11 protein-coding genes and 1 pseudogene are annotated in these 10,413 nt (G+C 62.6%); 1 reads left to right on the plus strand and 11 read right to left on the minus strand.

Features of this window, described 5'->3' with window-relative positions:
- Positions 1-142: 142 nt before the first annotated feature.
- From H3V53_RS34710 to H3V53_RS34720, 3 genes are all read right to left on the minus strand, one after another.
- The gene (locus tag H3V53_RS34710) at positions 143-634 is read right to left on the minus strand and encodes an AtaL-like protein (protein WP_054926926.1); all 492 of its coding nucleotides are present in this window, start codon (positions 632-634) and stop codon (positions 143-145) included.
- Between the two features lie 106 nt (positions 635-740).
- Positions 741-1,139, minus strand: a complete 399-nt coding sequence (locus tag H3V53_RS34715; protein WP_336601680.1) for an OsmC family protein — start codon at positions 1,137-1,139, stop codon at positions 741-743.
- 165 nt (positions 1,140-1,304) lie between these two features.
- The gene (locus tag H3V53_RS34720; RefSeq protein WP_336601681.1) at positions 1,305-2,177 is read right to left on the minus strand and encodes a pirin family protein; all 873 of its coding nucleotides are present in this window, start codon (positions 2,175-2,177) and stop codon (positions 1,305-1,307) included.
- A 122-nt stretch (positions 2,178-2,299) separates the two neighbouring features.
- Here H3V53_RS34720 and H3V53_RS34725 point away from each other — a divergent pair, with 122 nt between their 5' ends.
- Positions 2,300-3,283: a LysR family transcriptional regulator gene (locus H3V53_RS34725; RefSeq protein ID WP_336601682.1), complete on the plus strand. Its 984-nt coding sequence runs from the start codon at positions 2,300-2,302 to the stop codon at positions 3,281-3,283.
- Positions 3,284-3,692: 409 nt separating this feature from the next.
- Here H3V53_RS34725 and H3V53_RS34730 read toward each other — a convergent pair whose 3' ends face one another.
- The 8 genes and pseudogenes from H3V53_RS34730 to H3V53_RS34765 form a co-directional block, all read right to left on the minus strand.
- Positions 3,693-4,112, minus strand: a complete 420-nt coding sequence (locus H3V53_RS34730; protein WP_336601683.1) for an ExbD/TolR family protein — start codon at positions 4,110-4,112, stop codon at positions 3,693-3,695.
- Between the two features lie 16 nt (positions 4,113-4,128).
- Positions 4,129-4,860 carry a MotA/TolQ/ExbB proton channel family protein gene (locus H3V53_RS34735; protein ID WP_336601684.1) on the minus strand — a complete coding sequence of 244 codons (732 nt, stop codon included), beginning with the start codon at positions 4,858-4,860 and terminating at the stop codon, positions 4,129-4,131.
- 36 nt (positions 4,861-4,896) lie between these two features.
- Positions 4,897-5,625, minus strand: coding sequence for an energy transducer TonB (locus H3V53_RS34740; RefSeq protein WP_336601685.1), 729 nt, complete (start codon positions 5,623-5,625; stop codon positions 4,897-4,899).
- Positions 5,626-5,895: 270 nt separating this feature from the next.
- Positions 5,896-6,132: a (2Fe-2S)-binding protein gene (locus tag H3V53_RS34745; protein ID WP_054927056.1), complete on the minus strand. Its 237-nt coding sequence runs from the start codon at positions 6,130-6,132 to the stop codon at positions 5,896-5,898.
- Positions 6,133-6,317: 185 nt separating this feature from the next.
- A complete protein-coding gene (murI, locus tag H3V53_RS34750; RefSeq protein WP_419539630.1) occupies positions 6,318-7,211 on the minus strand; it encodes a glutamate racemase in 894 nt (297 codons plus the stop codon).
- 114 nt (positions 7,212-7,325) lie between these two features.
- Positions 7,326-7,801: pseudogene (gene bfr, locus H3V53_RS34755) on the minus strand (bacterioferritin).
- Positions 7,802-7,973: 172 nt separating this feature from the next.
- Positions 7,974-9,497, minus strand: a complete 1,524-nt coding sequence (locus tag H3V53_RS34760) for a fumarate hydratase (protein WP_336601687.1) — start codon at positions 9,495-9,497, stop codon at positions 7,974-7,976.
- A gap of 57 nt (positions 9,498-9,554) precedes the next feature.
- Entirely contained in the window at positions 9,555-10,172 is a 618-nt protein-coding gene (locus tag H3V53_RS34765; RefSeq protein ID WP_336601688.1) for a TIGR00645 family protein, read from the minus strand.
- Positions 10,173-10,413 lie beyond the last annotated feature (241 nt).

The following is a 10,413-nucleotide window of genomic DNA, read 5'->3' on the forward strand; positions in this document are numbered from 1 at the left end:
TGCCGTTGATGTCCGTCGGTTTGTTGGGATCATTCTAAATGATAATTATTCCCATTTACAAGGTGGAGAAATCAATCAGTCTGACGCTTCGATAGGCGGGGGAATGTGCGCCGCCAGAGAACCGGGGCGGCGCGCAGCGGCGTTAGTGCAGCTGATCGGGTGCGTTGCCCGCGCCGACGAACTGACGGATCAGGCGAACCGTGTCGATGTCCGATTCGCGATAAGCCGACTTCACGATCTCTTCCGTCTGACGCGCATCGGGGTCGCCGTTGTCGTCGGCGGACGGCAGGCTCGTTTTGTACTCGAAGCGCAAGAAGAGCTGCAGTTCGTCGGGCTGCTCGATGGTCATCGTCAGCGAGCCGCCGACGTACTCGGCCGTCGCGAGAATGTCGTAGCGCACGCTCTGTTGCGGCGTCAGCGTGACGCGATCGCGCACGGTCGCCTGGCCGTAGTGAAGCTCGCGTTCCAGCGTGCTTTCGGTGCGCGACAGGATCGAGCAGCTGTCGAGGCCGATCACGAACAGCTGCGGCTGCTCGGCGCGTAGCACGAGACCCTCCCACAGCTGCTCGCGCGTCAGCGTTTCGACGAGCGGGTTCAGCGGATCATTGATCTGGATCAGATGTTCGAAGTTCAAGACGACAGATTCCTTTTTAAACTTCAGGGTTCGCGCAGTGTCACGCGCAGTTCAAACCGCTATCTAGCCGATATCAAGCGATTTCAAGCCGAATTTCTAGCCCATTTCAGGCAACGGCCAAGCCGGTACGGATCGAGATCGGATTGGTCAGGATCTTGTGTACGGGGCATGCATTGGCGATTTGCAGAAGTCGTTCCTGCTGTTCGTCCGACAGATCGCCCGTCAGCACGATCTGGCGATCGATGGCCGTGCCGTCGCCATCTTTCTGCATCGACAGCGTCACGCGCACTTCGTCGAGCGGCCAGCCTTTGCGCTGCGCGTACATCTTCAGCGTAATCGACGTGCACGCACCGAGGCTCGACAGCAGCAGCGAATTTGGCGTCGGACCATGGTCGCCGCCGCCGAGCGATTCGGGTTCGTCGGCGAGCCATGTGTGGGCGCCGTCGTCGAACAACACCTGAAAGTTCGTCGAACCGATATGTGCGGTGACCTTCGTGTCTGCCATGCGTGCTCCTGTGCGGGACGATGAGTTGTAACGTTGAATCGGGACGAAGCATGCCGCGCGGCGCATGACGCGGCGCGCGGCGCGAACTGCTATTGTGAACGAATTTGACGCGTTTCGCGGTTGAGGCGCGGCTCGCGAAACCTTCGTGCGACGCCGCGCGAGGCTTCAGTGTGCGATCTGTCCCATGCGGCCCGCCTGGTAATCGATGACGGCCTGCCGGATTTCGTCCTCGGTGTTCATCACGAACGGACCGTAGCGCACGACGGGCTCGTTCAGCGGCACGCCGCCGAACAGGAGCACGTCGAGCGGCTCGTCGCCGGCGGCGATCGTGACGGCGTCGCCGTCGTTGTCGAATACGATCATCTGCTGCGGACCGATTTCGAGCTGCTCGTCGCTATAGAAACCTTTGCCGGACAGCCCATACGCGAATACGCGAAAGTCGCGCGGCACGGCGTGCACGATCCGCGCGCCCGGCTGCAGCGTGAAATGCTGATAGAGGATAGGCGTGCGCGTTTCGATGGAGGCTTTGACCCCGAGCGCTTCGCCTGCGATCACCTTGACGCGCACCTTGCCGTCGCTGGACGTCGCGACGGGAATGCCCGCCGACGACATTTCCTGATAACGCGGCGCGATCATCTTGTCGCGCTTCGGCAGGTTCACCCACAGTTGCAGGCCGTGCACGCGGCCGCCCGTCGCGACGAACGACGGATCGGGCATCTCGCTGTGCACGACGCCGGAACCCGCCGTCATCCATTGCACGTCGCCTGCGTGCAGCGTGCCCGAATGCCCAGCCGAATCCTTGTGCCCGAACTCGCCCTCGAGTACGTACGTGACCGTCTCGAAACCGCGATGCGGATGATCGGGCGCGCCTTTCGCCTCACCCGGCGCGTAGTCGACGGGACCCATTTCGTCGAGTAGCAGAAACGGGTCGAAGTCCATCAGCATGCGGGTCGGAAACGGCCGGTGGACGACGAAGCCGCCGCCTTCAACCGTGCGTACGGAAGGATACGTGCGTTCGATCGTGCGGGTCGCGCTCATCAAAATCACCTCAAAAAATGGGGAATAGCATTATTTTTGAAACATGAGGCTATTATATGGACCGTTTTTGGCCGTAACAGGCCAGCTGTCGCAATGGATTGTTCTACCAGTGAAACGATGACATGAAGATCGATTCGCACAACCTGAACGACCTGATGTATTTCTCCCAGGTCGTCGAACATGGCGGGTTTTCCGCCGCCGAGCGCGTGCTCGGCATTTCGAAGTCGCGCCTGTCGCGCCGGCTGACGGAGCTGGAAGCTTCGCTCGGCGTGCGCCTCTTGCAGCGCTCGACGCGCAAGCTCGCGCTGACGGAAGCGGGGCAGCTGTTCTACCAGCACTGTCAGGCGATGCTCTCCGAAGCGCAGGCGGCCGTCAATGTCGTGCAGCAACTGCGCGCGTCGCCGCGCGGCACGGTGCGCGTCAGTGTGCCCGTGACGATCTCGCAGACCATCATGTCGCAGATCGTGCCGGAATTCATGCACCGGTATCCCGAAGTGCGTGTCGTGATGCGCGTGACGAACCGTGTCGTCGATCTGTTCGAGGACTCCATCGACGTCGCGCTGCGCGTGCGCTCAGAGCCGCCCGAGAACGCGAACATCGTCGTACGGCCGCTGTGGCGCACGCAGCAGATGCTGGTCGGCGCGCCGAGCCTGCTCAGCCAGAATGCGCCGCCGCTCGAACCCGCGGATCTGAAGGGCTTCGAGACGCTCGATACGCCGACGGGCGACGGCCGACACGTCTACAACCTGATCGCGCCCGACGGCACGCGCCACGCACACGAGCACGAGCCGCGCCTCGTGACGGCCGATCTGATGATGATCCTCGAAGCGGCGCTCGCGGGCGTCGGCATCGCTGCGTTGCCGGAGATGATGTACGGCGCGGCGCTGCGCAGCGGGCGGCTGTCGCCCGTGATGCCGGGCTGGACGCTGCCGACGCCGCAGCTTTATGCCGTGTTTCTGTCGCGGCAGGGCATGGTGCCCGCCGTGCGGACTTTCGTCGACTATCTGGTTGAGATGCTCGATCCCGACACGGGCAAACATATCCAGCAGGAATGCCCCGAGCGCGAAGCGAAGCAGCTGCGGCTGAAAGCGCCCGCCGTCGTATGACGCATCGTGCAGGGCGACGCGCATGGCCAGCGAGGGCATATCGCTTTTGCCATTTAAGCGCCGCCAGCGATGGATACTTTCAATGGCCGCAGGCTTGTACGCGCAGGCTCACGGGCTTATATTGAAATCCCTTCGCTAAGGAGCGTCCTATGCGAAAAATCACGGCCGCTTTGATAGCAGGCCTGATAGGGCTGAGCGCGCTGTCCGTGTCGACCACGGCTGTCGCATGCGGTGATCAGATCCAGAGCACAAGCAATGGCAAATGATCCCGCCGCCCGAAGGCGCCGAGTGCGCACAAAAAAAGGCCTTCATCCTTTGATGAAGGCCTTTTACTTTCTAGCCGCAGAAAGCAGGTCATCTCTCTGAACGCCGAACGCTGCGTCTCGTGCGTGCGGTGCGTTTGATGCGCTCAATGCGCCTTCGGCTCCGTCACGAAACCGATCTTGGTCAGGCCGCCCGCCTGGGCCGCCGACATCACCTGTGCCACCTTCTCGTACGCGACCTTGCGGTCCGCGCTCAGATGCAATTCCGGCTGCGGTTCCTTCTGGGCGGCAGCGGCGATCTTCGCCTGCAGCGCTTCTTCGGAAATCTTCTGATCGTCCCACAGCACGTTGCCGTCGGCGTCGATCGATACCGTCACTTGCGCGGGCTTGGTGTCTTCCTTCTGGCTGCTCGCGTGCGGCAGGTCGATCTTCACGGCATGGCGGATCACGGGAATCGTCACCATGAAAACGATCAGGAGAACCAACATGACGTCGACGAGCGGCGTCATGTTGATTTCGTTCATGAGGCCGTCGTCATCGTCGCCGGCGAAAGGGCTCATTGCCATCGCTATGCCTCGTTATTCAGTTGACGCGGGTCGCGAGCCGAAGACCGTCGCCGCGTTTCGTCGACGACAGGCGCGCGCCCGTCACGAAGAACGCGTGCAGGCCGTGCGCGAAGCGGTTCAGCTTGCTGACGACGCCCTTGTTGGCGCGCGTCAATGCGTTGTAGCCGAGCACCGCGGGAATCGCGACGAACAGGCCGAACGCCGTCATGATCAGCGCTTCGCCGACAGGACCGGCGACCTGATCGATCGACGACTGACCCGTCGCGCCGATTGTCAGCAGCGCGTGATAGATGCCCCACACGGTGCCGAACAGGCCGACGAACGGCGCCGTGCTGGCGATCGACGCGAGAATCGCGAGGCCCGCCTGCATGCGCGCAACGCTTTCGTCCATCGTGTCCTTCAGGCAGCGCGTGACCCAGTCCGACACGTCCATGCGGTCGTGCAGATGCGGCTGCGTCTGATGATGGTGATCGGCGGCCTCCTGGCCTGACATCGCGAGCGCGAGGAACGGATTTTCGGCCGGCGACGACGTATCGCTGCCGAGTTTCTTCATGCCGTCGGCGATGTCGTCCGAATGCCAGAAGGCCTTTTCCGCGTTCTTCGTCAGACGGTTCAGGCGCACCACGTTCCACGATTTGATCAGGATCACGCTCCACGACAGCACCGACATGATCAACAACGCCACTGCGATACCTCGCGTGACGAAATCCCCTTGCGCCCAGACGTGGGCAATACCGTAGTTCTGCATGGCAATTCCTTTTTCTTTGAAATCTTGCGCAACCGGTCAGTTGTTCAGGCTGAAGTCGAAAGGCTGGACGGCGGGCACGCGGACCGCTTCGCCATCCACCAGATAGGGCTTGCACGAACTGGCGCGGATCGCGTCGAGCGCCGCCTGGTCGAGACGATCGTAGCCGCTGCTCTTTTTCAGTTCGATGTTTTCGATGCGTCCCGACGCACTCAGCACGAACTGCACGATGGCGCGGCCCGTTTCGCCGCGCCGGCGCGACATCGCCGGATAACCCGGTTCGACGATGCTGCAGCTTAGATGCGACGCGTCCTTGGGCGCGCTGATCGACATCAGCGGTTTCGACACTGGCGCGGCGGGCGCTGCAGGTGCGGGCGGCGCGGGCGGCGCGGCGGAGCCGGTTCGGCGGCGCGCTGATCTCATGCTGCGAAGCGCTTGCGCGACGGGCATCGGCGCTGGCGTCGGCTTGGGCGCTGGGTGCGGTTGCACCTTCGGCTTCACCTTCTGCACGGGAACGGGCTTGGGCGGCGGCGGGGCCGATTCGATCGCGACAGGCGCGGCGGCGGGCGCCGGCGGCGCAAGCAGTTCGGCCGTGATCGTGCGTTGCGAATCGATGCGCACTGGCGCGACTTCACGCACCGTGAACGCAATAGCAAGCGCGACGATGTGGAGACCGATGACGATCCCCGTCACCGTGGCGACACGCGGGTTGATCCGGGCGGAAGGTTCCGGCGCGAAACCGGGCGGAAGAGAGGGCGTAGCCTGCATGTCAGCGTGGCGGCGCGCCGTCGATGCAGCACGTCATGCAAAACAGCGTCATGTTCGGAATATCAGCAGCGAGATACACAGGGTGGTCAGAAACCCGATCAGCAATTCCATCGCAAACTCCTGGAAGGATGGCGTCGCTGGCTGGTGTCCGACTGGCTTGCTGACGGCGGAAATAATGCGGCAGCGCGCGATGCGGGCGCGCGTTCGGCGACGTTCTACGACGTTCTACGACCTTGCGTCGAAACGCGGCAAAAACGGCAGAACCTCGCTTCAGGCGGCCTTGCGCTCGAAGAACGTCAGCGGCACCGCTTGCGTGTGTTGCTCGACGCCGCAGCGGCTTGCACAGACGCCGCTTTGCGCCATCACATCCCGCACGGACTCTTCGCACTTGCCGCAGCACATCGCGACGCCCAGTTCGAACTGGAGTTCGTCGAACGTGTCGATGCCCTCGGCGATGGATGCACGGATTTTCCGGTCGGATACAGACTTGCACACGCAGACAATCATGACAGCTCGCGATAGCTAACGTTAATGCGAATTATTATCATTTTGTTTGGTCGCTTTGGCAAGCCTTCGAGGCAAAATTTTGTAACAAAACCAGCCTGTTAGAAGGGTTTCGCCGCTGCCGATGGAAACGATTTGATGGCGGGAGGCCGTCGGGCGGTGCAGACGCCTCTCGCCGCTTGCGCCCTTCAGGCGGCGTGCGAATCCGGCGTGACGGTGCGGCGCGACGGGATATGCACGCGCTCGACGGGGGTATCGATATGCAGCAGGGTCGCGGCGAGTTGCTTCAGGTGTGCGCCGTCGCTGGTCGAGCAAAAGCGGGGCAGCGGCGCGGCGGGGCGGCCGGGCGAGCGCAATCCCTGCTGGTCCAGCACGCGCTCGAGCTGCCGGGCGATTGCGACGCTCGTATCGATCAGCGCCAGCCGGTCGCCGACGATGTCGCGGATCGCCGCGTCGAGAAATGGATAGTGCGTGCAGCCGAGCACGAGCGTGTCGGCGCCCGCGTCGAGCATCGGCTGGAGGTAGCTGACGAGCAGCGCGCGCAACTCGGGCGAGCCGATATCGCAGCGCTCGACGGCTTCCACGAGTCCAAGTCCCGGCTGACACAGAAAACGGCAATCGCTGCCGTGACGCTCCAGCAAGCCCTGGAAGCGGGCGCTGCGCAGCGTCACGCGGGTGGCGAGCACGCCCGCCACGCGCGACTTCGATTGTTGCGCGGCCGGCTTGATGCCCGGCTCCACGCCGATCAGCTGGATGGGCAATTTCTCGCGCACGAGCGCGATGGACTGCGCGGTGGCGGTGTTGCACGCGACCACGAGCGCCTTCGCGCCCTGCGCGACCAGCCATTCGCCGATGGCGAGCGTGCGGTCGGCGATGAAGTCGTCGTCGCGCTCGCCATACGGCGCGTAGAGCGAATCGGCGACATACACGAGCGCCTCGTCCGGCAACTGCGCGCGCACGGCGCGCAACACCGACAAACCGCCCAGGCCCGAATCGAAAATACCGACGGGCGCGCGCGGATCGAGCGCGGCAACGGACGGCAACGAAGAGGACGAATCTGAAACGGGGAACGAAGCGCTCATGGTTTCAACGGAAGCCACATAAGAAAATCCGCGCAGCGCCCGTCGGGAACGTTGCGCGGATCGAACCGCGAAAGTGTAGCAGGAGTGCGCGGGCGCTCCTGCGCGCACACGGTTTTATTCCGGCGAGCCCATCGCCGATTGCTGGTAGTTCTGGATGCCGACTTTGTCGATCAGGTCGATTTGCGTTTCGAGCCAGTCGATGTGTTCTTCCGTGTCTCGAGAATCGTCGTGAAGATTTCGCGCGAAATGAAATCGCGCACCGACTCGCAATACGCGATCGCCTCTTTACACGTGCCCTGCGAAATCTGCTCGAGCTTCAGATCGCATTCGAGGATTTCCTTTGTTTCTTCACCGATCAGCAGCTTGTGCAGGTCTTGCAGATTCGGCAGGCCGTCGAGCATGAAGATACGCTCGATCAGCATGTCGGCGTGCTTCATTTCACCGATCGATTCGTCGTACTCGTGCTTGCCGAGCTTGTCGAGTCCCCAATGCTTGTACATCCGCGCGTGCAGGAAATACTGATTGATCGCGGTCAGTTCGTTCTTCAACTGGGCGTTCAGATATTCGATGACTTTTTTATCGCCTTGCATGATCTTTCCTCTTCCGGAGCCAAGTTTTCAACAACAATAAACGCCTGAAAGCGAAATGCCAAGGACGGATATGGTTGTTGAGAATTATTAACGCAATTAAATTTGTATTTCGCGTGAACAATAAAAAAGCCGGGACTATAACGTCCCGGCCTCGGTGAAACAAAGAAAATTCTTAAGCGGTAGCGACGGGAATCTTACCGATCTTCGCCTGCCATTCCTTCGGTCCCGTCTGATGAACGGACGTGCCGTTCGAATCGACGGCGACCGTCACGGGCATGTCCTGCACGTCGAATTCGTAAATGGCTTCCATGCCGAGGTCTTCGAACGCGAGCACCTTCGCGCTGCGAATCGCCTTGGACACCAGATACGCTGCGCCGCCCACGGCCATCAGGTACGCGGCCTTGTGCTTCTTGATCGCCTCGATTGCGACGGGGCCGCGCTCGGCCTTGCCGATCATCGAAATCAGGCCGGTTTGCGCCAGCATCGTTTCCGTGAACTTGTCCATGCGCGTAGCCGTCGTCGGGCCTGCCGGGCCGACAGCTTCGTCGCGCACCGGGTCGACGGGGCCGACGTAGTAGATCACGCGATTCGTGAAATCGACGGGCAGCTTTTCGCCCTTCGCGAGCATGTCGGCGATGCGCTTGTGCGCGGCGTCGCGGCCGGTGAGCATCTTGCCCGACAGCAGCAGCGTCTGGCCCGGCGTCCACGAAGCCACTTCTTCCGGCGTCAGCGTGTTCAGGTCGACGCGCTTGCTGGTTTCCGTGTTCGGCTGCCACGTGACTTTCGGCCATGCGTCGAGCGGCGGCGGCGTGAGCTTCGCGACGCCCGAGCCGTCGAGCGTGAAGTGCGCGTGGCGCGTGGCCGCGCAGTTCGGGATGATCGCGATCGGCTTCGAGGCTGCGTGCGTCGGCGCGGCCATGATCTTCACGTCGAGCACGGTGGCGAGACCGCCCAGACCCTGCGCGCCGATGCCGAGCGCGTTGACCTTCTCGTGCAGTTCGACGCGCAGTTCTTCGATCCAGTCTTGCGGGCCGCGCGCGATGATGTCCTGGATGTCGATCGGGTCCATCAGCGATTCCTTCGCCATCACCATCGCTTTTTCAGCCGTGCCGCCGATGCCGATGCCGAGCATGCCGGGCGGGCACCAGCCCGCGCCCATCGTCGGCACGGTCTTGAGCACCCAGTCGACGATCGAGTCCGACGGGTTCAGCATCGCGAACTTCGACTTGTTCTCCGAGCCGCCGCCCTTGGCCGCGACCTGAACATCGACCTTGTCGCCCGGCACGATCTCGTAGTGGATGACGGCGGGCGTGTTGTCCTTCGTGTTCTTGCGCGCGCCTTCGGGCGGGCTCACGATCGACGCGCGCAACACGTTGTCCGGGTTCAGGTAACCGCGGCGCACGCCTTCGTTGATCATGTCGGTGACGGACATCGTCGCGCCGTCCCACCGCACGTCCATGCCGACCTTCACGAACACCGTCACGATGCCCGTGTCCTGGCAGATCGGGCGCTTGCCTTCGGCGCACATGCGGCTGTTGGTGAGAATCTGCGCGATGGCGTCCTTCGCAGCCGGGCTCTCTTCGAGCTCGTACGCGCGGCCGAGCGCCTCGATGTAATCGAGCGGATGGTAGTAGCTGATGTATTGCAGCGAGTCGGCAATACTCTGGATCAGGTCTTCCTGTTTGATGACGGTCATGGCTAGGCTCAGTGGGGCTATGGCGTTTTTATCGCGGCCGCGTATCGACGCGGCCGGTCAGGCGCCTTCAGGGGAGTTGGAAATCGTTGCGCTGGCACCGGGCATCGCTGGCTTGTGCGTGTCGGGCTCGTGAAAGTGCATGGGATGCGTATGCGTGGTCAGCCGGTCGACGAGGGCCATCACCAGCGCGGACACGAGGAACGTGACGTGGATGATCACCTGCCACATCACAGCTTGCTGCGTGTGCTTGTCCGGGTCGATAAAGGTCTTCAGCAGATGAATCGACGAGATGCCGATCAGCGCCATCGACAGCTTCACCTTCAGTACGCCCGCGTTGACGTGATCGAGCCATTCGGGCTCGTCGGGATGACCTTCCAGGCCGAGGCGCGACACGAACGTTTCATATCCGCCGACGATCACCATGATCAGCAGATTCGAGATCATCACCACATCGATCAGACCGAGCACGACCAGCATGATGCTGGTTTCGTCGAGCGTCATGGCGTGGGTCACGAGGTGCCAGACTTCCTTCACGAACAGCACGACGTAGACGCCTTGCGCGATGATCAGCCCCAGATACAGCGGCACCTGCAGCCAGCGGCTCATGAAGATCACGGAAGGCAGCGGGCGCATGCGGCGTTTCTGGCCGGGCAGAGTGGGGCGCGGAGCGGTCATGGGCATTCGACGTAGGTATAGCGCTTCGTGGGTGACGGATCGTGTTCACGGATACAGCAGGCACGGACGCGCTCGCATTGACGACGGCGGATCACACGGGAAGCGAACAACCGATGGTCAGCGGCGCGGCGGTGAGGCCGGCCTGCGAGGCGCGCTGGGCGCCGTATTGTACAGCGTGATCCCTGACAACCGCGCCGAGGCGGGCAGCCGCGCGCCGCGAGCCCGGCGGGCGGCGCGCCGG

Origin of the sequence: Paraburkholderia bengalensis (genome assembly GCF_037126505.1) — a bacterium.
GTDB lineage: Bacteria > Pseudomonadota > Gammaproteobacteria > Burkholderiales > Burkholderiaceae > Paraburkholderia > Paraburkholderia bengalensis.

Coding starts and splice junctions, on each gene's coding strand:
- H3V53_RS34735 (WP_336601684.1), bottom strand. CDS start 4,860: ATGCAGAACTACGGTATTGCCCACGTCTGGGCGCAAGGGGATTTCGTC.
- H3V53_RS34725 (WP_336601682.1), top strand. CDS start 2,300: ATGAAGATCGATTCGCACAACCTGAACGACCTGATGTATTTCTCCCAG.
- H3V53_RS34720 (WP_336601681.1), bottom strand. CDS start 2,177: ATGAGCGCGACCCGCACGATCGAACGCACGTATCCTTCCGTACGCACG.
- H3V53_RS34715 (WP_336601680.1), bottom strand. CDS start 1,139: ATGGCAGACACGAAGGTCACCGCACATATCGGTTCGACGAACTTTCAG.
- murI (WP_419539630.1), bottom strand. CDS start 7,211: ATGAGCGCTTCGTTCCCCGTTTCAGATTCGTCCTCTTCGTTGCCGTCC.
- H3V53_RS34730 (WP_336601683.1), bottom strand. CDS start 4,112: ATGGCAATGAGCCCTTTCGCCGGCGACGATGACGACGGCCTCATGAAC.
- H3V53_RS34745 (WP_054927056.1), bottom strand. CDS start 6,132: ATGATTGTCTGCGTGTGCAAGTCTGTATCCGACCGGAAAATCCGTGCA.
- H3V53_RS34740 (WP_336601685.1), bottom strand. CDS start 5,625: ATGCAGGCTACGCCCTCTCTTCCGCCCGGTTTCGCGCCGGAACCTTCC.
- H3V53_RS34760 (WP_336601687.1), bottom strand. CDS start 9,497: ATGACCGTCATCAAACAGGAAGACCTGATCCAGAGTATTGCCGACTCG.
- H3V53_RS34765 (WP_336601688.1), bottom strand. CDS start 10,172: ATGACCGCTCCGCGCCCCACTCTGCCCGGCCAGAAACGCCGCATGCGC.